This is a genomic window from Methylobacterium sp. Leaf361, assembly GCF_001424445.1.
In the GTDB taxonomy this organism is placed as follows: Bacteria; Pseudomonadota; Alphaproteobacteria; order Rhizobiales; family Beijerinckiaceae; genus Methylobacterium.
In genome coordinates, this window is the sequence record NZ_LMPY01000007.1 from 80717 (window position 1) to 100441 (window position 19725).

Consider the following 19725-nt stretch of genomic DNA (forward strand, 5'->3'; position numbering starts at 1 on the left):
CAGGATGAGGGGGTGGGTTGGATGCCCCCGCAGCATCGAGTCATCGCGTGCCCACCTTCCCCTTCTCAGCCATCGTCGGCCAGGACGAGATGCGCCAAGCGCTGCTGATCGCGGCGGTGGACCCGGCGGTCGGCGGCGTGCTGGTCTTCGGCGACCGCGGCACCGGCAAGTCCACGGCGATCCGGGCGCTGGCCGCCCTGCTGCCGCCGATGCGGGCGGTGGTCGGCTGCCCGTACAATTGCGATCCCGAAAGTCCCGCAGAAACCTGTCCGCACTGCGCGAGCCTGCCGGGCGCGCGGAGAAAGTCCGAGAAAAAACCGGTGCCGGTGGTGGACCTGCCGCTGGGCGCCACCGAGGACCGGGTGGTCGGCACCCTCGACCTGGAGCGGGCGCTCGGCGCCGGCGTGAAGGCCTTCGAGCCGGGGCTGCTGGCCCGCGCCAACCGCGGCTTCCTCTACATCGACGAGGTCAACCTCCTCGAGGACCACCTCGTGGACCTCCTGCTCGACGTGGCGGCCTCCGGCGTCAACACGGTCGAGCGCGAGGGCCTGTCGCTCCGCCACCCGGCGCGGTTCGTCCTCGTCGGCTCCGGCAACCCGGAGGAGGGGGAGCTGCGGCCGCAGCTCCTCGACCGGTTCGGGCTGGCCTGCGAGGTCGCGACGCCGAGGGACATCCCCACCCGCATCGCGGTGGTGCGCGCCCGCGACGCCTACGAGCGCGACCCGGAGGGGTTCTGTGCTGCCCGTGAAGGCGAAGAGCGAAAGATTCAAAAAAGAATCCTGCTGGCACGGGAGCGCCTGCCATCGGTCACGGTGCCGGATGCCGCCCTGGAGCGCGCGGCGCGGCTCTGCCTCGCCCTCGGAACGGATGGCTTGCGCGGGGAACTGACCCTGATGCGCACGGCCCGGGCGCTCGCGGCGCTCGACGGCGCCGCGATGGTCACCGACGATCACCTCCGGCGCATCGCCCCGGCCGCCCTGCGCCACCGGCTGCGGCGCAACCCGCTCGACGAATCCGGATCCACCGCCCGGGTGGAGCGGGCGCTGGCGGAGGTCTTCGCGTGACGGCGCCGCTGCGCGCGCCCCGAGCGCGAGGGCGTTCATCGCGCGACGTCGGTCGAGTCGGCGCGGAACGGAGCGCGGGGCCCCTCTCCCGTGCGGGCGCGGGACAGGGTGGAGGACGGGGACCGGCCGGACGAGGCTCGGCCCGAACGCATCGCGCGCGTCTGCTCAGTCCTGGAACTCCGCATCCCGCACCCCAACCCTCTCCCGCCCGGGAGAGGGGGCCGGTCGCGCTCCGTCGCCCGCGTCGCGGTCCGATGGACGTGTCTGACCCTCGGCACCCGCTCGGAAGCGGGGCCCTGTCGCGCCCCGCTCGAGCCGATGCCTGAACATCGCCGTCCCGCAGAGCAGGGAGGGACACCGACCTGCGCCTGGGCCGATGCCCGCCTGGCCGCCCGGCTTCTCGCCGCGGACCCGCACGGGCTCGGCGGCGCGGTGCTGCGGGCCCCCGCCGGGCCCGTGCGCGAGCGCTGGCTCGACAGCGTGCGGGCGGCGCTGCCCCCGGGAACGCCCTGGCGGCGCCTGCCGCCCGGCATCGGCGACGACGGCCTGCTCGGCGGCCTGGATCTCGCCGCGACCCTGGCTGCGGGCCGCCCCGTCGCGCGGGCCGGCCTGCTGGCGGAGGCCGATGACGGGATCGTCGTCGTCCCCATGGCCGAGCGTCTGCCTCCGGGCACCGCGTCGCGGCTCGCCGCCGCCCTCGACACCGGTACGGTCTCGGACCGCGGCGCCCGGTTCGGCCTGATCCTCCTCGATGAGGGCGTGGCGGACGAGACGGTCGCCGAGGCGCTGGCCGATCGCCTCGCCTTCCGGCTGGACCTGAGCGGGCTCGGCCTCGCGGACACCGCGGCGGCCGAGCCGGAACCCGCCCCGGGCGCGCCGGAGTCCGACCCGGTCGGGAGCCTCTGCGCCCTGGCCGAGGCCTTCGGGATCGCGTCGCTGCGCGGTCCGATCCTGGCGGCGCGCGTGGCGCGCGCCCTCGCGGGAGAGGGGCCGATCGGCCAGGGGGCGATCGTGGCGGCCGGGCGCCTCGTCCTGGCGCCGCGGGCGACGCGCCTGCCCGCACCGGAGCAGCCCGTCCCCGAGACCGCGGAGGCGCCGGCGGAGCCGCCCGAGCCGAACGACGCGAAGGAGGCGTCGGGTCCGGCCGCAGAGGCGCCCGACGACGTCGTGCTGGAGGCGGTGCGCGCCGCGATCCCGCCGAACCTCCTCGACCAGCTTCTGGCGGGCGCGCAGCGTCTCCCGGCCGCGAAGGCCGGCCGGGTCGGGCAGGCGGCCTCGGCCCGCACCGGCCGCCCCGTGGGCAGCCGGCGGGGCGACCCGCGGCGGGGACGGCTCGACCTGCTCGCCACCCTGCGGGCGGCGGCGCCCTGGCAGGCCATCCGCAGAGTAGAGGGGGAGACGCGCCGCATCGTGGTGCGGCGGGACGATCTGCGGATCCGGATCCTCAAGCAGCGGACCGAGACCACCACGGTGTTCTGCGTGGACGCCTCGGGCTCGGCCGCCCTGGAGCGGCTGGCGGAGGCCAAGGGCGCGGTCGAGCTGCTGCTGGCAGAGGCCTATGTCCGGCGGGACCGGGTGGCGCTGGTGGCGTTCCGCGGCGCCGGCGCGGATCTCGTTCTGCCGCCGACCCGGTCGCTCACCCGCGCCAAGCGCGGGCTCTCGGGACTGCCGGGCGGGGGCGGGACGCCGCTCGCGGCGGGGATCGACGCCGCGGTCGCGGTGGCTCTGGGCGTGCGCCGCGGCGGCAGCCGGCCGGCGATCGTGCTGCTGACCGACGGGCGCGCCAACGTCGCGCGGTCGGGGGAGGGGGGACGGGCCCGGGCGGGCGCGGAGGCCCTGCAGGCGGCCCGAGCCCTGCGTGCGGCCGGGCTGCCGGCCCTCGTGGTCGATACCGGCACGCGGGGCGACGAGGCCCGTTCGGTGGCGGACGCGATGGGCGCCCGCTACCTGAAGCTGCCCCGGGCCGAGGCCGGCCAGCTCAGCGCGGCGGTGCGGGCGGCGCTCTGAGCGCCGCGCCCGTCACCCCCGCGACAGGGTGTCAGAGGTCGCCGCCGATGCCGCTGTCGGCGAGGCGCTGGTGGTGGGCGAGCCAGGAGCTCAGCATCTCGCGGACGATGGCCTTGAGGCTCCAGCCGCCGGAGACCGGAGCGGCGATGTTCTGGGTCGACGAGGTGAAGAGGATCATGACCTTCTCCGGAGTTGGTGGACGCGTCTTGTTCTTGCTCGCCCGAGATATGCCGCTGCTGTTGCAGCGCAGCAATCGGTCTCCGCTCACCGGTGGCATGCGGCCGCCGCATAGGATTGTTCAGTGTTACGAAATACTTCCGGCCATGAACGATAGCGCCGCCGTCGCCCCCGGATCGTCCGGCTATGCCGCAGTGCAGGATACGCGCGCATGCTGACCGGCTTCGATGCGGACCGGCCCGACTGGGCCGTGGAGGGCCGGGACTGGCCCCATCGGGAGGCCAGCCGCTTCGTGGAGGCGGCCGGCCTCCGCTGGCACGTCCAGGAATACGGGTCTCCGGACGCCCCGACGCTGCTGCTCCTGCACGGGACCGGGGCGGCCACGCATTCGTGGCGCGGGCTGGCGCCGCTCCTCGCGCGCGACTTCTCCGTGATCGCCCCGGACCTGCCGGGCCACGGCTTCACGGACCCGCTGCCCGACGCCGACCTGTCGCTGCCCGGCATGGCCCGGGCCGTGGCGGGCCTCGTTGCGGCGCTCGGCCGGCCGCCGGTCCTGGCGGCCGGCCACTCGGCCGGCGCCGCCGTCCTCGCGCGGATGTGCCTCGACGGCGCCATCGCGCCCCGGCTGCTGGCGGCCTTCAACGGCGCTCTCGCGCCGCTGCCGGGGGCGGCGAACCTGCTGTTCCCCAGCATGGCGCGCCTCCTGTTCCTCAACCCCTTCACCCCCCGGATCTTCGCCTGGACGGCGGACCGGTCCGCGGCCAGGCGCCTGATCGAGGGGACCGGCTCGCGCCTCGACCCGGAGGGGGTCGACCTCTACCGGCGGCTCTTCGCCCGGGCCGGCCATGTCCGCGGGGCGCTGGGCATGATGGCGAACTGGGATCTCGCCGGGCTGCACCGGGCGCTGCCCGGCCTCGCCACCCGGACCCTGCTGATCGTCGGCGGCGACGACAAGGCCATCCTGCCGGACACCGCCTTCGCCCTGCGCGACCGCATGCCCGACGCCCGCGTCCGCCTGATCCGGGGGCTGGGCCACCTCGCCCACGAGGAGGCGCCGGAGCGCGTGGCCGAGGTGCTCCGCGCCGAGGCTTCGGACGCGGGCGTTCTGTCGCCGCCGTGAGCCGGACGGGACTGGCGCCGGCCTTGCGTGGGTCGTAGAGCCTGCCGCGGCGGGCAGGGCAGGATCGAGGAGCGGCCGGAACGATGGCGAGACCCGTGATCGGCGTCATCGGCAACGCGCGCCTGATCGACAGCCGCTTCCCGGCGCAGATCGTCGGCGAGAACAACATGCGGGCGGTCGCCGCGGTGGCAGGCGCCCTGCCGCTGATGTTCGCCGCCGTCCCGACGATCACCGACCTCGGGGACCTCCTCGACACCGTGGACGGCGTCCTGCTCACGGGGGGCCGCGCCAACGTCCATCCGGCGCGCTTCAACACCGAGCCCTGCGCGGCGCACGAGCCCTACGACGAGGATCGCGACGCCGTGGCGCTGCCCCTGATCGAGGCCTGCGTGGCGGGGGGCGTGCCGCTGTTCGGCATCTGCCGCGGCTTCCAGGAGATGAACGTCGCCTTCGGGGGCAGCCTGCACCCGGAGATCCGCGATCTGCCGGGCCGGCTCAACCACCGCATGCCGCGCCTCGCGAACGGCGAGATCCACCCGGACCTGGAATTGATCTTCGCCGACCGTCACGAGGTCCGGCTGACGCCCGGGGGCGCCTTCGCCCGCCTCCTGGAGCGCGAGACGATCCGGGTGAACTCCCTGCACGGCCAGGGCATCTTGGAGCCGGGCGGCCGGATCGTGATCGAGGGCCTCGCCGAGGATGACACGGTCGAGGCGATCCGCGTCCGCGACGCGGCGGGCTTCGCGCTGGGCGTGCAGTGGCACGCCGAGCACGATCCGGCGACCAACCCGATCAACCGCACCCTGTTCGAGGCCTTCGGGGCCGCCGCGGCGACGCGGTTCCGGGCGCGAATGGCCGGGCGGGGCTGAAGCCTCCCGCGCGGCGGACCGGCCCAGTCCACGCGGCCCGCCCGGCAGCACAGCGCCGCAGCGGCGCCGGCACGGCGAGTCTTTCCTGCCTTAACCTATGTTTATCCAGCGTCGCTCATCCACGGAATATTGGTGGATCGGTGGGACACGACTGTCCCGCGCTCAGCAGGATTCACCTTGTCCCCAGGACGACCTGTCGCAGGACGGAACAGCGTCTGCCCGCTGGTGTTGCCGGAGTCCCGAACAGCGGCGGCCTCGCCTCGAGGCCGGCCGCGCAGAGACCGGGCAGGCCCTGCATGCATCTCCCCCGCGACGACCGAGAGCACCCCCGTGCCGAGGCCTTCCGCGACTTCATCCGGAACCCGCCCTTCCCCTGCGTGGGCGCCAAGTCGGCCCTGTCCCGCGGGCGGATGCGGATCGTGGTGGCCCGGGACATCACCTCGGGCTGGGACGACATGCGGATCTACCCGGCGCTGCTCGCCTTCGTGGCGCAGTACCGCGCGGAGCCCGACCTGTTCCAGAGCTTCGCGGTCGTGTTCGAGGGGCCGGGCGACCTCTCGGAGGAGGCGTTCGAGCACAACCTCTGGGCGCGCGCGCAATCCCTGACCGACAAGGACGCCTGGCTCGGCCAGCCCCACGACGCCCGCGTGGCCGAGGATCCCGACAACCCGCACTTCTCCCTGAGCTTCGGCGGCGAGGCGTTCTTCGTGGTCGGGCTGCACCCGCAGGCGAGCCGGCCGGCGCGGCGCTTCTCGTCGCCGGTCCTGGTCTTCAACCTGCACGCGCAGTTCGAGCGGTTGCGGGCGGAGGGACGCTACGAGAAGCTGCGCGCCGCGATCCTGGAGCGCGACGAGGCCCTCGCCGGCAGCGTGAACCCGATGCTGGCGCGCCACGGCGAGGCCTCGGAGGCGCGCCAGTACAGCGGCCGCGCGGTCGACGCGGACTGGCGCTGCCCGATGAAGGGCCGGCCGGCACCGGCCCCGGAGGCCCGGGACTGGAACCCGCCAGCCCTGCCCTTCGATTGCGGGCTGCCGGGCAGCGGCGCCTGAGCCGGTCGGATCCGGTCCCCAGTACGGAGCGAGCCACCCCCATGTGCCAACCCACCCTGTGCCAACCCACCCTGTGCCAGGCCGACGTGCAGACGATCGCGCCGCGCTCCGGCGTCGCCTTCACCCTCGACCGGGGCCAGCGCCTCACGGTGATCGACCCGTGCGGGGAGCAGGTGGCCGACCTCCTCGCCTTCAACCGCCACGATACGGGAGAGGTGATCTCGTCGGGCCGGACCCTCGACTACGCCAGCCGGATCTACCTCACCACCGGAGACCCGCTCTACTCGAACCGCTCGAAGATCCTGCTGCGGATCCTCGAGGATACGGTCGGCCGGCACGATTTTCTGCTGACGCCGTGCTCGGCCGACACGTTCCGCATCATCTACGGCGACGCGAACCCGCATCGCGGCTGCTTCGGCAACCTCGCGGCGGCGCTCGCACCCTACGGCATCGCGCCGGACGCGATCCCGGTGGCGTTCAACTGCTTCATGAACGTGCCGATCGACGGCGCGACCGGGGCGCTCACCGTGGCGCCGCCCCTCAGCCGGGCGGGGGACCGGATCGTGTTCGTGGCCGAGACCGACCTGATCATCGGGCTCACCGCCTGCTCGGCCCTGCAGTCGAACAACGGCAGCTTCAAGCCGATCCACTACAGCGTGAGCGCCTAGCTGCGGGCCCTCAAAGGCCCCGGCCCGATCCGGATATTGATCCATGTAAAGCTGTAGACTGTATCGCATTCGATGACTTGACATCGATATTCGCCCACTGACTGCCGGCGAACGGCCGCAGGTCTTTGCGATTTACTAACCCGAATGCACGAGGTTGAGGCCGTACGGCGCCCACGGCGAGTCCCCGCCGGCCGCAGGCCCCCTCTTCCGGTGCTCGGATGACCCCCACGCAGACCAGCCGCCCGCCCGCCCGCCGTGCCGCGCCGTGGCAGCGCCTCGCCGATCTCCGGCTTCGCCACAAGCTCGCGGCCGTGATGGCCCTGGTGCTCCTGGCCATCGGCGCCCTCAGCGCCCTGAGCTTCCTCGACATGCGCGGCTCGGCGCTCGAGGACCGCGCGCTGATGACCAAGCGCCTGACCGAGGTCGCGCAGAGCCTGCTCGTCCACTACGAGGCGCAGGCCCGGACAGGCCAGATGCCCGTCGCCGACGCGCAGAAGGCCGCGCTCGCGGCGATCACCGCCCTGCGCTTCGGCAGCGAGGACTACTTCTTCGTCCTCGACGACCGGGGCTACCTGATCGCCAACGCCTTCAACGCCAAGAACGTCGGCAAGCAGGTGGTGGACCAGACCGACGTCCCCGGCGGCAAGCGCTACTTCGCCGAGATGGTCGAGACCGCCAAGCGCGACGGCTCCGGCTTCGTCGACTACATGAAGCCGCGCCCCGGCGGGTCCGTGCCGGTGGAGAAGGTCGCGAGCGTGCAGATGTTCAAGCCGTGGGGCTGGATCGTCGCCACCGGCCTGTACCGGGACGACGTCCACGCGGCCGTGCGCGACCGCGCGATCACCATCGGCCTCTGGTCCGCCGGCCTCGCCCTGCCGATCCTGGCGCTGCTCCTGCTCGTGGGCAACGGCCTGTCGCGCCCGATCACCCGCCTGACCGCGGCGATGCGCGGCCTCGCGGACGGCGACCTCGCGGTGACGGTCGCCGACCAGCGCCGCGGCGACGAGGTCGGCGCCATGGCGCGCGCCGTCCAGGTGTTCAAGGACGCCCTGATCGCCAAGCGCGACGCCGACGCGGCCGCCGTCGCGGAGAACGACGCGAAGATGCGCCGCGCCCAGATGCTCGACACGGTCACCGCCCGGTTCGACGCGCAGGTCAGCGCGCTGACGCAGGGCCTGTCGGCGGCCGCGGTGGAGATGGAGGCCACGGCCCGGGAGATGACGCGCACCGCCGCGCGGACCACCGACCAGTCGGTGCGCGTCGCCGCGACCTCCGAGCAGACCTCCAGCAACGTGCAGACCGTGGCGGCGGCCAGCGAGGAGATGGCCGCCTCGATCAACGAGATCGCGTCCCGCGTCGCCCAGTCTTCCGCGATGGCCGACCGGGCCGGCACGGACGTGGCCCAGACCAACGCCCTGATGCAGGTGCTCGCCCGCGGCACGGACCAGATCAGCGAGGTGATGGGCCTGATCGCCGGGATCGCCGGGCAGACCAACCTGCTGGCCCTCAACGCCACCATCGAGGCCGCGCGCGCCGGCGAGGCCGGCAAGGGCTTCGCCGTGGTGGCGGGCGAGGTGAAGGCGCTGGCCTCGCAGACGGCCCGGGCGACCGAGACCATCGCGACGCAGATCGCCGCCATCCAGAACGAGACCCGCCAGGCGGTCGAGTCGATGCGGACGATCGGCGGCACGATCGACGAGATGCGCACGGTGGCGCTCAGCGTGGCCGCCGCCATGGAGGAGCAGGGCGCGGCGACGAGCGAGATCGTCCGCAACGTCACCCAGGCAGCGCAGGGCACCCAGGCGGTGAGCACCGACATCGCCGACGTCCGGCAGGCGGCCCGCGAGACCGGCGCGGCCTCCGACCAGGTGCTCAGCGCCGCGCAGGAGCTGGCCCGCTACTCGACGAGCCTCGGCCAGGAGGTCACGACCTTCCTGGCCGCCGTGAAGGCCGCCTGAGGGCGGGGTCGCCGGACCGCCCGGCGACCCCGCACCCTTACAGGCTGATCCGCTCGCGCACCGCGATGTCGGGGCTCGACGCGCCGCAGGTCGGCAGGCTCTCGACGGGGCCGTGCACCGCCGACGTCGTCGCCGAGAGGTCGTGGTAGCAGATGCAGCCTTCCGCGAAGTAGTGGTGCACCAGGGCCTTGCGGGAGCGCTGCATGTCGGCCCGCGCGGAACCGCCGTGCAGCAGGTTCGCGTGCCAGAACAGCACGTCGCCCTTGCGCGCCGTGAAGTAGGCCGGCGTCGCCCCGTGCTCCCGGATCTCCTGCTTGATCGCCGGTTCGTAGCGCTCGGAATAGGCACCGTAGCCGCGCTCGCGGAACTCGTCCGTGGTGATGCCGACGTCGTGGCTGAACAGGTACGGCAGGCGGTGGGTGCCGGGATAGTAGACCAGCGGCCCCGCATCCGCGTGGATGTCCTCCATGGCGACCCAGCAGGCGGCCAGGTAGCCGAGCGGGTAGGTCGTCATGTGGATCGAGTCCGAGTGCTCGAATTGCTGGCTGCCCTTGTGGGACGCGATGGTCTGGAACGGGATCGCGGGGCGGCCCAGCACCATGCTGCTGAAGTTCATCAGCACGGGGTGCTTCAGCAGCCGGTCGATCGCCTCGACCTTCAGGTGCGGGTTGAGGTAGCGGCCCGGATGGGGATCGTCCGGCGCCGCCTTCTCGGGGGCGAGAGTCAGGTCGCCGCCGGCGATCGCGGCCTCGTAGGCGGCCCAGACCTCGTCGATCGTGTCGGGATCGATCGCGCCGCGCAGGACGTAGTAGCCGTGCTCCACCCAGGACCGGCAGATCTCGGCCTGCCGGGGCGTGATCTCCCGGCGCGCGACGCGGCGCGCGACGATGTCGAGGGCGTCGGGCCGGTCGAGCCAGGGGCTCGGCCCGGATTCCGGGAAGCTCTCGGCCCGGAACACCTTGATGCAGCCGATATCGACCGGGATGTCAGCGTCGACCGTGTGGGACGGCGCGGGCGGCAGGTGGGGCGCGAGGGGCGGGACGTCGTCGCGCCCGAGGGCGAGGTTGCGCACCGTGGTCCCCACCGTGCGCGCCAGCGATGCAGCGCGCGCAAACCCCTGAGCCATCGTCTCAACCCGCCGGTTCCGTCTCCAGCGTAACCAGGCCGGACGATCGCGACTTTAGCGAGGCAAACAACTTTACGGCGACGGACTTTCGTCTTCGTCGCGTCGGCGGTCTCATCGATGCTCGGGTTGGCCGTCCGGTCCGCCCGCGGCTCAGGCGATCCCGTCGATCGCCACCCGCAGGTGCTCCGGGCCGCGCAGGGCGGCGCCCGGCCGGTAGGGTGGCGGGTCCTCGACCAGGCGCGGCGCCTTCAGCCGGCGGGCGAGGGCGGTGAGCGCCGCCTCGGCCTCGAACCGGGCCAGCGGCGCGCCCACGCAGTAGTGCAGGCCGCCGCCGAAGCCGAGATGGCGGATCCCGCTGCGGTCCGGCTCGAACCGATCGGGATCGGGGAAGACGGCCGCGTCGCGGTTGCCGGAGGCCAGCAGCAGCACGAGATCGGCCCCCTCGGGGATCGTGACCCCGGCGATGTCGATGGGCGACAGCGTCCGCCGCGTCCGGAACTGCACCGGCGGCTCGTAGCGGAGCAGCTCCTCGATCAGCCGCGGGGCCCGGAGCGGGTCCTGCCGCAGGCGCTCCAGCTCGTCCGGATGCCGCAGCAGGGTCAGCAGGCCGTTGGTGATCAGGTTCACGGTGGTCTCGTGCCCGGCGACCAGCATCAGGATCGAGGTGGCGATCAGGTCGTAATCGCCCATCTTCACGCCGGCCGGGGTGGCGTGGTTGGCGAGGCCCGACAGCATGTCGTCCTGCGGGTGCCTGCGCTTCTCCCTGATCAGGTCGCCCATGTAGCCGCCGATCGCGTCGAAGGTCCGGCTGTTCGCGGCGCGGATCTCGGGGTCGGACAGGCTGTCGGGCTCCAGCGCGGTGGCGAGCTGCGTCGCCCAGCCGTGGAATTTCGGCTCGTCCTCCCGGGGCACGCCGAACAGCTCGCAGATCACCGTCACGGGCAGCGGGTAGGCGAGGTCGTCGACCGCGTCGATCTCCCGGGCACCGCACTTCTCGTTGATCAGGTCGGCCACCAGCCGGTCGGAGCGGGCGCGCATCGCCTGGACGCGCTCGCGGGAGAACTGGTGCATCACCGCCGAGCGCAGGGCGTCGTGGTCCGGCGGGTCGCGGAAGATGAAGACCCGGTGCCGGTCCATCATCCAGTCCTTGAGCGGCTTGACGATCAGGTCGGTGAGGGGGTTGCCGGTGCGCGGCCGGTCGGCCGGGGGCAGGGTCTCGGAGCTGACCCGCGGGTCCTGCAGCAGGCGCGCGATGGTGCCGTGGGTCGCCGCCACCCAGGTGCCCGCCTCGGTGCCGTCGTCCTGGCGCGAGACAGGATTCTCCCGCAGCTTCGCGTAGACCGGATAGGGATTCGGCCGGTTGGCGAAGTCCTTGACCTGGTCGAGGAGGGTGGCGTCGGGCATGCGGTCTCCTTCACGCATCGACCCGGATGGCGGCCACCGGCCTTCGGGAAAGATGCTGCAACGACAAAGGCTTCGCCCGATGGGCCGGTTCCGTTTCCCGACGTGTTACGGAAAGCCCGGCTCGTGGACCGTGACGCGCTTCGGCCGGTCGGTCGCGGCGTCCCCGGGCGGGAACGGCGCGCGAGCCTCCACGAGCTCGGCATGGGCCGGCAGCCAGCGGGCGGAATCCACCGCGACCGCCGCGATGCAGCGCCCGTCGCGGCCGTAGGTGGCGACGAAGCGGCCGGCCGCCGGATCGCCCTGCGTGATCGCCACCGCGTCGGCGCCCTCGGTCAGGCCGACGGATTTCACCACGAGGTCGCCCTGCGTCGACCAGAAGGTCGGCAGGGCGCCGTAAGGGACTTCAGGCTCCGCGCCGGCGAGGAGCCGGCCGGCATGGACGCCCTGCGCCGCCGCGTGGCTCCAGTGCTCCAGGGCGACGCGCCGGCCGTCGTAGAGGGGGTGGGGAAAGCGCGCCACGTCGCCGGCGGCGGCGATGCGCGGGTCGGGCCGGCCCTCGGTATCGAGGACGTGGCCGCGCGCGTCGCAATCGACCCCGCCCGGATCCGCCGACAGGCCGGACCCGTCGAGCCACTCGGTGTTGCGCACGGCCCCCAGGGCGATGACGGCGACGTCGGCCGGGAGGCTGCTGCCGTCGACCAAGTGGGCGCGCACCAGCCGGCCGTCCCGACCCTCCAGCCACTCGACCTCGCGGCCGCAGCGCAGCGCGACCCCGTGGCCCTCGTGGATCGCGCCGATGAACGCCCCGACGGTGCTGCCGAGGATGCGGGCCAGCGGCGTCGGGCCGGGCTCGACCAGGGTGACCGGCAGGTCGAGCTGCCGGCACAGGCTCGCGACCTCGCAGCCGATGAAGCCGGCGCCGATCACCAGCACGTGGTTGGGGCCGGCGGCCAGCGCCCGCCGCAGGGCGGCGGCGTCCTCCCGCCCGCGCAGGGTGAAGACGCCGGGGAGGCGGCCCTCGTGCGGGTTCGCCCAGGGCCGGGCGCGGGTGCCGGTGGCGATGAGCAGGCGGTCGTAGGGGAGGATCCGCCCGTCCGCGAGGCCGACCGTGCGCGCCTGCCGGTCGAGGCGCCGCGCCGCGCTGCCGAGCTGCCACTCCGCCGCGAGGACGCCGACCCCCGGCAGGGTCGTGGCCTCCGCGGGGATCGCGCCGGTGAGGACGTGCTTCGAGAGCGGCGGCCGGTCGTAGGGGCGGTGCGGCTCGTCGCCGACGATCGTCAGCGCGCCGGAGAAACCCGCTTCGCGCAGGGCCTCGGCCCCGCGCAGGGCCGCGAGGCCGGCGCCGACGATCAGGACGCGCTCGGAATCGCGCGCCATCAGGCGCCCCGCTCCGGATCCTCGACCCGGATCGCCTGGACCGGGCAGGCGACGCGTGCCCGCTCGATGTCGTCCCGGTCCCGCGCCGCGGGGGCGGGATCGTAGAACAGGGCCTCGTGCCCCTCGATGCGGAAGTGCCGCGGCGCCGCGTAGCAGCACTGGGCATAGGCCTGGCACAGGTTGAGATCGACGCTCACCCGCAGGCCGGGCGGGGGGCCGGAGGACGCATCGGCAGGGGCGGACATGGCGGGGCAACCGCGCGCGGCGCCGCGGGTTCCGCGGGCTCTCGTCGCGGGGCACGTCGCGGGGGACGTCGCGGGGGACGGCGCGCGCCGTCCCCCGCGACCGGTCGTCGGACGGCTCGGCCGCGTCCGGCGCCGAGCGTCATCCGTATTAAACGTGTTTCGGCGATCCTGGTGGAAATGCAGCGACGCGATTCCCCTGCGCAGCGGTTCGATCTATTGTCGCGCTGCTCCGCGGATCTGTCCGAAACCCCGCGATGACAGGAGGGCGCCATGCCGCACGGTGCGCGAACGAGCCTCGCCGCCCTCATGCTGGTCCTCGGGATCGGCGGCGCCTCCGCCGAAACCGTCGCCACGACATGGACGGATCCGCCGGCCCACAAGGCCGGGTCCCCGAAGGCGCCTGCCACGGACACGAAGGCCGCCCCGCCGGCACCGTCCGCCGCGACTCCACCCGGGACGCCGGCCGCCGCGACCGAGACCCGGCCGGCCACCGCCCGGCGGAAGGCCGTGGCGGTCCGGCGCGCGCCGGAGCGGAAGGCCGCCCGCGCGGCGGTGGCGCCCAAGCGGATCGCCGCCGCGCCGCGCCGGGCCCGCGTCGCCGCGGCGCCGGCCCGGTCCGTCCGGGCCGCCCCGCAGGCCGTCGCCGCCGCGCCGCCGCCCCCGGAGGGCTACGCCCGCTACCGGGCCTACAATTACGGGCCGGGCTACGGCTACGAGCCGGGTTACGCCCAGGGCTACACCCAGGGCTACACCGACGACCGCCTCGACCGCCTGAGCAGCGCCCAGGCCGCCGGCTACGTCGTGGTCCACCGCCGGACGGTGCAGTTCCCCGACGGCCGGACCCTGCGAGTCTATCGCCCGGACGACGAGGGCGAGCCGTTCTGAGCTGAGCCCGCCGCGAACACCGCCCGCAGGGGCGCCCGCAGGATCTTCCCGGCGGGATTGCGGGGCAGGAGCCCGTCCCAGATCTCGATCCGCACCGGCACCTTGAACGCCGCGAGCCGCTCGGCCGCGAAGGCGCGGATCGCCTCCGGGTCGGTCTCGGCGCCCTCGGCCAGCACCACGATGGCGCCCGGCTCCTCGCCCAGCGTCGGGTGGGGCACCGGCAGCACCACGGCGTCGATCACGTCCGGGTGCGCGTAGAGGGCGTTCTCGACCTCGCAGCAGTAGATGTTCTCGCCGCCGCGGATCAGCATGTCCTTGATCCGGTCGACGATGGTCAGGAAGCCCTCCTCGTCGGCGCGGGCGAGGTCGCCGGTGCGCAGCCAGCCCTCGGAGAGGACCTCCGCAGTGGCGGCCGGGTCGTCCCAGTAGCCGCGGACCACGTTCGGGCCCTTCACGCACAGCTCGCCGACGCTGCCCGGCGGCAGATCCTGCCCGAGGGGATCGAGGATCCGCACCTCGCAGACCGGCAGGGGCGGTCCGCAGGATTCCGGGTGGGCGAGGTAATCCTCGCCCTGGTGGTGGGTGAAGGTCGCCGAGGTCTCGGTCATGCCCCAGCCGGTGCCCGGGACGACCCGCGGCAGGGCCTCGCCCAGCGCCCGCACGAGGTCGCCGGCGGCCGGGGCGCCGCCGTAGGTGACGCCCTCGAGGGTCGGCAGCGGCCGGCCGGCCTCCCGGGCCGCGTTGGCGAGCTGCCACGCGATGGTCGGCACGCCGCCCGCGCTGGTGCAGCCCTCCCGCTCGATCAGGTCGAGGGCCGCGGCGGCGTCCCAGCGGTGCATCATCACCAGCCGGTGGCCGCCGTAGAGGGCCGCCCCCAGGCTCGCGTGGCAGCCGGTGACGTGGAACAGCGGGATCACCAGCAGCGCCGCCCGCTGCGGCGCGGCCGGGTCGGGCTTCGGCGGCGCCTCGCCCCGGCGCAGGGCGCTGCGCGCCGCCGAGTAGGGGTAGGCCATCACCGTGGTGGCGGCCGCCCGGTGGGTGCCGACCGCCCCCTTGGGCTTGCCGGTCGTGCCGGAGGTGTAGAACAGCGTCGCGTCGTCCTCCGGGTCGAGGGCGATCTCGGGCAGGGGCAGGTCGGGCAGGGCGCCCCAGTCCCGGACCGGCCCGACGATGTCGGCGAGGGGCGTCGCCCGGAGGTCCGGCGCGGTCCGGGTGGTGAACACCCGCTCCAGGGCCGGGCATTCGCGCAGGTGCGGGGCGATCCGGTCGAAGCGCTCGCCGTCGGCGATCAGCACCCGCGCGCCCGAATGCTGCAGGCCGTAGGCGAGTTCGGGTCCGGTCCACCACGCGTTGAGCGGCGTGGCGATGGCGCCGGCGAGCAGCGCGCCGAAATAGCTCACCGGCCATTCGGGCAGGTTGCGCTGCGCGATGGCGACCCGGTCGCCCTTGCGGACGCCGGCCTCGACCAGAGCCCGGGCCAAGGCGGTGGCGGCGCGGGCGAAGCCCGTGAAGGTCACGCGCTCGTCCTGGTAGACCACGAAGGTCTTGTCCCCGTGGCCGCGCGCGATCCGGAACAGATCGCCCAGCGTCGGCGGGGCCTTCTCCCAGATCCGGGTCGGCACACCCCGGATCGGCACCGTGGCGATGGCGAAGGGCCCACCTGAGGCGGTGAGCCGCGCCTCGGCCTCGCGGAAGGGCAGGGCCGGCCAGCCGGCGGGGATGCGGGGATCGGGGCTCATCGGGCGATGGTCACGCCGCCGTCGATCACGAGCGCCTGGCCGGTCACGAACCGGCCGGCCGCCGAGGCCAGGAACACGGCCGCACCCGCGATCTCGTCGGGCTCGCCGATCCGGCGCAAGGGGGCGGCGTCCGTGGTGGCGGCCAGCATCTCGGGATCCTCCCACAGCGCCCGGGCGAAGTCGGTGCGGATCAGCCCCGGGCACAGGCAGTTCACCCGCACGTTGGCGGGCCCGTACTCCACCGCGTAGTTGCGGGCGAGCTGGAGGTCGGCAGCTTTCGAGACGTTGTAGGCGCCGATCACCGGCGAGCCCTTGAGCGCCCCGATCGAGGAGACGATCACGATCGCGCCGTCCCGCCGCGCCACCATGCCGGGGGCGACCATCTGGATCAGCCAGTGGTTCGACAGGACGTTGTTCTCGAGGATTTTTCGGAACTGCGCGTCGGAGATGCCGGCGAGCGGCCCGTAATAGGGATTGCTGGCGGCGTTGCAGACCAGCACGTCGACCGGGCCGAGCCGGCTCTCGGTCTCGGCGACCAGGGTTTCCAGTTCCTCCTTCACCGAGATGCTGGCCGGAATCGCCACCGCCCGGCCGGCGCCGCGCGCGGCCTCGATCTCGGCCACGACCGCCTCGCAGGCCTCGCGCTTGCGCGACGAGATCACCACCCGGGCGCCGTGCTCGGCCATCCGCAGGGCGATCGCCCGTCCGATGCCCCGCGACGAGCCGGTGATGAGGGCGGTCTTGCCGGTCAGGTCGAACAGCGACATGGCTCGCCTCCGCGCTGGATGAAGCGGCGAACGGCTTCGATCCTCGTTCCACAGGATAGGAAGGTCGCGACGCGCCCCCTCTCCCGCACGGGAGAGGGCACCCGCGCCGCATCCGGCCGCGGACGCTGTCGCCGGGCGCCGCCCATCCTCACGCCCCCACCCGCATCGAGCGGCGCAGGCGCGCCATGCCGGTGAGCCAGCGCTCGGGGTCCTCGGCCCGGCGGCGGGCGTACTCGGCCACCTGCGGGTGCGGTAGGATCAGGAAACGCCCCGCCGCCAGCCCGTCGAACGCGGCCTCGGCCACGGCCTCCGGCGCCAGCACGCCGTCGCGCGACGCGGCGCTGGCTTCCCCCAGCATGGCGGTATCGACGCCCTGCGGGCACAGGGCCGCGACCCGGATCCCGTCCTCGGCGTGGGCGATAGCTAGATGCTCCAGGAAGGCGAGCGCCGCGTGCTTGGTCGCCCCGTAGGTGGCGCTGCCGATCTGGCTCAAGAGCCCGGCCGCCGAGACCGTTCCGAGGAACGCGCCATCGCCGCGGGCGCGCCAGAGCGGGACCAGCACCCGCGCGGCGTGGACGTGACCCATCACGTTCACCGCGAAGGCGCGCGCCCAGCTCTCCGGGTCGGCGGAGGTGGCCAGATCCGGATCGGGGTCGCGCTCCAGGATGCCCGCGTTGGAACAGTAGAGCGCGATCGGCCCGGTCTCGGCCTCGATGCGCGCCAGGACCGCACTGACCGCCTCGGCGTCGCCCACGTCGAGCGCGAAGGCCCGCCCGCCGAGTTCCGCCGCCACGGCCTGCGCCCCGGCCCCGTCCCGGTCGAGGGCCACGACCGTCGCGCCCCGGGCCCTGGCCGCGACCGCGAGCGCCCGGCCGATGCCCCTCGCGGCCCCGGTGACGGCGACGACGCGGCCGGACAGCTCCATCTTCAGGCCCCCGCCCGCTCGGCGAAGCGCCAGGCCGCTTCGGCGAGCTTCGGCACGCGCGCCGCCATGGCGGCGGCGTGCTCGCTCGCGGCATTGCCGGCCTTGGCGCGGGCCGCCACGCCCTGGAGGATGCCGACCAGCCGGAACAGGTTGTAGGCGAAGTACCAGTCGAGGTCGGGCAGGTTTTTCCGGTTCGCAGCCCGGCAGTAGAGCGCCACCGCCTCGTCACGGGTGGGGATGCCCAGAGCCGTCATGTCGAGGCCGCCGAGCCCGCTGCGCCCGTCGGCGGGCAATTCCCACTGCATCAGCAGGTAGCTGAAATCCGCCAGCGGATCGCCGAGGGTCGACAGCTCCCAGTCGAGCACCGCGCTGACGCCGCCGTCGCGGGAAAAAATCAGGTTGTCGAGACGGTAATCGCCGTGGACCACGCAGGCGCCCTGCTGCTCCGGCACCGTCCGGGGCAGCCACGCGATCAGTCGCTCGACATCCTCCAGGCGCCCGTCCTCGGCGGCGCGGTACTGGCGGGTCCAGCGGTCGACCTGCCGGGCGAAGTAGTTGCCGGGCCGGCCGTAATCGGAGAGCCCCGCAGCCTCCGGGTCGATGGCGTGGAGCCGAGCGAGCGTCGCGATCATGCCGGCATAGTGCCGGTGGCGGGCGTGGGGATCGAGGCCGGGCAACGCCCCGTCCCAGTGCACGGCGCCGTCCACCGCCTCCATCACGTAGAAGGCCGCGCCGATGATGTCGGGATCCTCGCACAGGGCGAAGGGGCGCGGCACCGGGAACCCCTCGCCGTAGAGGGCGCCGATCACCCGGAACTCGCGCTCCACCGCGTGGGCCGAGGGCAGGAGCGGGCCGAAGGGCTTGCGCCGCAGCACGTAGGCCTGGCCCGGCGTGTCGAGCCGGTAGGTCGGGTTCGACTGGCCACCGCGGAACTGCTGCACGGTGAGCGGCCCGGCGTAGCCGCGCACATGCCCTTCCATCCAGGCGGCGAGCCGCGCCTCGTCGATCCGGTGGCGCGGCTCGATCGGCTTCACGCCGGAGAAGATGTCGGCGTCGCTCATGCGCGCTCCGCCTCGCTTCTGTTGGTGTAGCGCCCGAATTCCAGCCGGGCGATCGACCGGTTGTGGACCTCGTCGGGCCCGTCGGCGAGCCGCAGGGTGCGGATATGGGCGTACATCTTGGCGAGCCCGAAATCCTCCGAGACGCCGGCCCCGCCATGGGCCTGGATGGCGTCGTCGATCACCTTCAGCGCCACCCGGGGCGCCGCCACCTTGATCATGGCGATCTCGAGCTTGGCGCCCTTGTTGCCGACCTTGTCCATCATATCGGCCGCCTTCAGACAGAGAAGGCGGGTCATCTCGATGTCGATCCGCGCCTCCGCGACCCGCTGCTCCCAGACCGACTGCTCGCTGATCCGCTTGCCGAAGGCGACCCGGGAGACGAGGCGCCGCGCCATGGCCTCCAGCGCGACCTCGGCGGCCCCGATGGTGCGCATGCAGTGGTGGATGCGGCCCGGACCCAGGCGCCCCTGCGCGATCTCGAAGCCGCGCCCCTCGCCGAGGATCAGGTTCCCGGCCGGCACGCGGACATTCTCCAGCACCACCTCGCCGTGTCCCTTGGGCGCGTCCTCGTAGCCGAAGACCGGGAGCAGGCGCTCCACCCGGACCCCGGGCGTGTCCATGGGAACGAGGATCTGCGATTGCTGCCGGTGGCGGGGGGCCTCCGGGTCGGTCTTGCCCATCAGGATCGCGATCTTGCAGCGCGGGTCGCCGACGCCGGTCGACCACCATTTGCGGCCGTCGACGACGTAGTGGTCGCCGTCGCGGCGGATCGACGTGCTGATGTTGGTGGCGTCCGAGGAGGCGACCTCCGGCTCGGTCATCAGGAAGGCCGAGCGGATCTCACCCGCCATCAGGGGCTTCAGCCACCGGCCCTTCTGGGCCGCGGTGCCGTAGCGGTGCAGCACCTCCATGTTGCCGGTGTCGGGCGCCGCGCAGTTGAACACCTCCGAGGCGATCCCGACCCGGCCCATCTCTTCGGCGCAGAGGGCGTAGTCGAGGTTGGTCAGGCCGGCGCCGCGATAGGCGTCGGTGTCGTGCTCGGCGGAGGGCGGCAGGAACAGGTTCCACAGGCCCTCGGCACGGGCCGTCTCCTTCAGCCGCTCCATCGTGGGGGAGGGTTCGCGGCTCGCGGCGCGCTCGGCCGACACCGCGGCGGCGGCCGGCAGGATCGCGTCGGCGATGAAGGCGCGGACGCGGGTCAGCCAGTGGGTCTGGGACTGGGAGAGATTGAAATCCACGGCGTCCGCTCCGCTCAGGCCGCTGCAAGCGCGAATTCGAGGATGA

Annotated in this window: 18 protein-coding genes; 8 read left to right on the plus strand and 10 right to left on the minus strand. The window is 73.7% G+C overall.

Annotation, left to right across the window (positions count from 1 at the left end; all coding sequences use genetic code 11):
• The first annotated feature begins 47 nt into the window (after positions 1 to 47).
• Both bchI and ASG32_RS07320 read left to right on the plus strand, forming a co-directional pair.
• Positions 48 to 1064, plus strand: a complete 1017-nt coding sequence (bchI, locus tag ASG32_RS07315) for a magnesium chelatase ATPase subunit I (protein ID WP_056524006.1) — start codon at positions 48 to 50, stop codon at positions 1062 to 1064.
• Between the two features lie 318 nt (positions 1065 to 1382).
• Entirely contained in the window at positions 1383 to 3071 is a 1689-nt protein-coding gene (locus ASG32_RS07320) for a magnesium chelatase subunit D (protein WP_056524009.1), read from the plus strand.
• A 31-nt stretch (positions 3072 to 3102) separates the two neighbouring features.
• Here ASG32_RS07320 and ASG32_RS34390 read toward each other — a convergent pair whose 3' ends face one another.
• On the minus strand, positions 3103 to 3249 hold the full coding sequence (locus ASG32_RS34390) for a hypothetical protein (RefSeq protein WP_020095264.1): 147 nt from the start codon (positions 3247 to 3249) through the stop codon (positions 3103 to 3105).
• 210 nt (positions 3250 to 3459) lie between these two features.
• Between ASG32_RS34390 and bchO the strand changes: the two genes are divergently transcribed.
• From bchO to ASG32_RS07345, 5 genes are all read left to right on the plus strand, one after another.
• Positions 3460 to 4368 carry an alpha/beta fold hydrolase BchO gene (gene bchO / locus ASG32_RS07325; RefSeq protein WP_056524011.1) on the plus strand — a complete coding sequence of 303 codons (909 nt, stop codon included), beginning with the start codon at positions 3460 to 3462 and terminating at the stop codon, positions 4366 to 4368.
• An 83-nt stretch (positions 4369 to 4451) separates the two neighbouring features.
• Complete coding sequence (locus ASG32_RS07330; protein WP_056524014.1) at positions 4452 to 5237, plus strand: gamma-glutamyl-gamma-aminobutyrate hydrolase family protein; 786 nt, start codon at positions 4452 to 4454, stop codon at positions 5235 to 5237.
• A 296-nt stretch (positions 5238 to 5533) separates the two neighbouring features.
• Entirely contained in the window at positions 5534 to 6286 is a 753-nt protein-coding gene (gntA, locus tag ASG32_RS07335) for a guanitoxin biosynthesis heme-dependent pre-guanitoxin N-hydroxylase GntA (RefSeq protein ID WP_056524017.1), read from the plus strand.
• Between the two features lie 41 nt (positions 6287 to 6327).
• Positions 6328 to 6954 carry an urea carboxylase-associated family protein gene (locus ASG32_RS07340; RefSeq protein ID WP_056524020.1) on the plus strand — a complete coding sequence of 209 codons (627 nt, stop codon included), beginning with the start codon at positions 6328 to 6330 and terminating at the stop codon, positions 6952 to 6954.
• Positions 6955 to 7172: 218 nt separating this feature from the next.
• Positions 7173 to 8912 carry a methyl-accepting chemotaxis protein gene (locus tag ASG32_RS07345; RefSeq protein WP_056524024.1) on the plus strand — a complete coding sequence of 580 codons (1740 nt, stop codon included), beginning with the start codon at positions 7173 to 7175 and terminating at the stop codon, positions 8910 to 8912.
• Positions 8913 to 8949: 37 nt separating this feature from the next.
• On the opposite strand, the gene ASG32_RS07350 is transcribed toward ASG32_RS07345, so the two are convergent.
• The 4 genes from ASG32_RS07350 to ASG32_RS07365 form a co-directional block, all read right to left on the minus strand.
• On the minus strand, positions 8950 to 10038 hold the full coding sequence (locus tag ASG32_RS07350) for a phytanoyl-CoA dioxygenase family protein (protein ID WP_056524026.1): 1089 nt from the start codon (positions 10036 to 10038) through the stop codon (positions 8950 to 8952).
• Between the two features lie 150 nt (positions 10039 to 10188).
• On the minus strand, positions 10189 to 11442 hold the full coding sequence (locus tag ASG32_RS07355; RefSeq protein WP_056524028.1) for a cytochrome P450: 1254 nt from the start codon (positions 11440 to 11442) through the stop codon (positions 10189 to 10191).
• 105 nt (positions 11443 to 11547) lie between these two features.
• The gene (locus tag ASG32_RS07360; RefSeq protein WP_056524031.1) at positions 11548 to 12819 is read right to left on the minus strand and encodes an FAD-dependent oxidoreductase; all 1272 of its coding nucleotides are present in this window, start codon (positions 12817 to 12819) and stop codon (positions 11548 to 11550) included.
• Entirely contained in the window at positions 12819 to 13064 is a 246-nt protein-coding gene (locus tag ASG32_RS07365) for a ferredoxin (protein ID WP_020095273.1), read from the minus strand. Before ASG32_RS07365 ends, ASG32_RS07360 begins: the two co-directional genes overlap by 1 nt.
• A gap of 270 nt (positions 13065 to 13334) precedes the next feature.
• Here ASG32_RS07365 and ASG32_RS07370 point away from each other — a divergent pair, with 270 nt between their 5' ends.
• Positions 13335 to 13949 carry a hypothetical protein gene (locus ASG32_RS07370; protein ID WP_056524034.1) on the plus strand — a complete coding sequence of 205 codons (615 nt, stop codon included), beginning with the start codon at positions 13335 to 13337 and terminating at the stop codon, positions 13947 to 13949.
• Here the strand turns inward: ASG32_RS07370 and ASG32_RS07375 are convergent.
• From ASG32_RS07375 to ASG32_RS07395, 5 genes are all read right to left on the minus strand, one after another.
• Positions 13916 to 15688 carry a class I adenylate-forming enzyme family protein gene (locus ASG32_RS07375; RefSeq protein ID WP_056524038.1) on the minus strand — a complete coding sequence of 591 codons (1773 nt, stop codon included), beginning with the start codon at positions 15686 to 15688 and terminating at the stop codon, positions 13916 to 13918. The genes ASG32_RS07370 and ASG32_RS07375 overlap by 34 nt on opposite strands.
• Complete coding sequence (locus ASG32_RS07380) at positions 15685 to 16455, minus strand: SDR family oxidoreductase (RefSeq protein WP_056524039.1); 771 nt, start codon at positions 16453 to 16455, stop codon at positions 15685 to 15687. The genes ASG32_RS07375 and ASG32_RS07380 overlap by 4 nt, the downstream gene beginning before the upstream one ends.
• A gap of 148 nt (positions 16456 to 16603) precedes the next feature.
• The gene (locus ASG32_RS07385; RefSeq protein ID WP_056524043.1) at positions 16604 to 17380 is read right to left on the minus strand and encodes an SDR family NAD(P)-dependent oxidoreductase; all 777 of its coding nucleotides are present in this window, start codon (positions 17378 to 17380) and stop codon (positions 16604 to 16606) included.
• Between the two features lie 2 nt (positions 17381 to 17382).
• Positions 17383 to 18441 carry a phosphotransferase family protein gene (locus ASG32_RS07390; protein WP_056524046.1) on the minus strand — a complete coding sequence of 353 codons (1059 nt, stop codon included), beginning with the start codon at positions 18439 to 18441 and terminating at the stop codon, positions 17383 to 17385.
• A complete protein-coding gene (locus tag ASG32_RS07395) occupies positions 18438 to 19679 on the minus strand; it encodes an acyl-CoA dehydrogenase family protein (protein WP_056524049.1) in 1242 nt (413 codons plus the stop codon). The genes ASG32_RS07390 and ASG32_RS07395 overlap by 4 nt, the downstream gene beginning before the upstream one ends.
• Positions 19680 to 19725: the final 46 nt, after the last annotated feature.

Coding starts and splice junctions, on each gene's coding strand:
- ASG32_RS07345 (WP_056524024.1), top strand. CDS start 7,173: ATGACCCCCACGCAGACCAGCCGCCCGCCCGCCCGCCGTGCCGCGCCG.
- ASG32_RS07330 (WP_056524014.1), top strand. CDS start 4,452: ATGGCGAGACCCGTGATCGGCGTCATCGGCAACGCGCGCCTGATCGAC.
- ASG32_RS07375 (WP_056524038.1), bottom strand. CDS start 15,688: ATGAGCCCCGATCCCCGCATCCCCGCCGGCTGGCCGGCCCTGCCCTTC.
- bchO (WP_056524011.1), top strand. CDS start 3,460: ATGCTGACCGGCTTCGATGCGGACCGGCCCGACTGGGCCGTGGAGGGC.
- ASG32_RS07320 (WP_056524009.1), top strand. CDS start 1,383: ATGCCTGAACATCGCCGTCCCGCAGAGCAGGGAGGGACACCGACCTGC.
- ASG32_RS07380 (WP_056524039.1), bottom strand. CDS start 16,455: ATGTCGCTGTTCGACCTGACCGGCAAGACCGCCCTCATCACCGGCTCG.
- ASG32_RS07340 (WP_056524020.1), top strand. CDS start 6,328: ATGTGCCAACCCACCCTGTGCCAACCCACCCTGTGCCAGGCCGACGTG.
- ASG32_RS07350 (WP_056524026.1), bottom strand. CDS start 10,038: ATGGCTCAGGGGTTTGCGCGCGCTGCATCGCTGGCGCGCACGGTGGGG.
- ASG32_RS07370 (WP_056524034.1), top strand. CDS start 13,335: ATGCCGCACGGTGCGCGAACGAGCCTCGCCGCCCTCATGCTGGTCCTC.
- ASG32_RS34390 (WP_020095264.1), bottom strand. CDS start 3,249: ATGATCCTCTTCACCTCGTCGACCCAGAACATCGCCGCTCCGGTCTCC.
- ASG32_RS07385 (WP_056524043.1), bottom strand. CDS start 17,380: ATGGAGCTGTCCGGCCGCGTCGTCGCCGTCACCGGGGCCGCGAGGGGC.
- ASG32_RS07355 (WP_056524028.1), bottom strand. CDS start 11,442: ATGCCCGACGCCACCCTCCTCGACCAGGTCAAGGACTTCGCCAACCGG.
- gntA (WP_056524017.1), top strand. CDS start 5,534: ATGCATCTCCCCCGCGACGACCGAGAGCACCCCCGTGCCGAGGCCTTC.
- ASG32_RS07360 (WP_056524031.1), bottom strand. CDS start 12,819: ATGGCGCGCGATTCCGAGCGCGTCCTGATCGTCGGCGCCGGCCTCGCG.
- ASG32_RS07365 (WP_020095273.1), bottom strand. CDS start 13,064: ATGTCCGCCCCTGCCGATGCGTCCTCCGGCCCCCCGCCCGGCCTGCGG.
- ASG32_RS07390 (WP_056524046.1), bottom strand. CDS start 18,441: ATGAGCGACGCCGACATCTTCTCCGGCGTGAAGCCGATCGAGCCGCGC.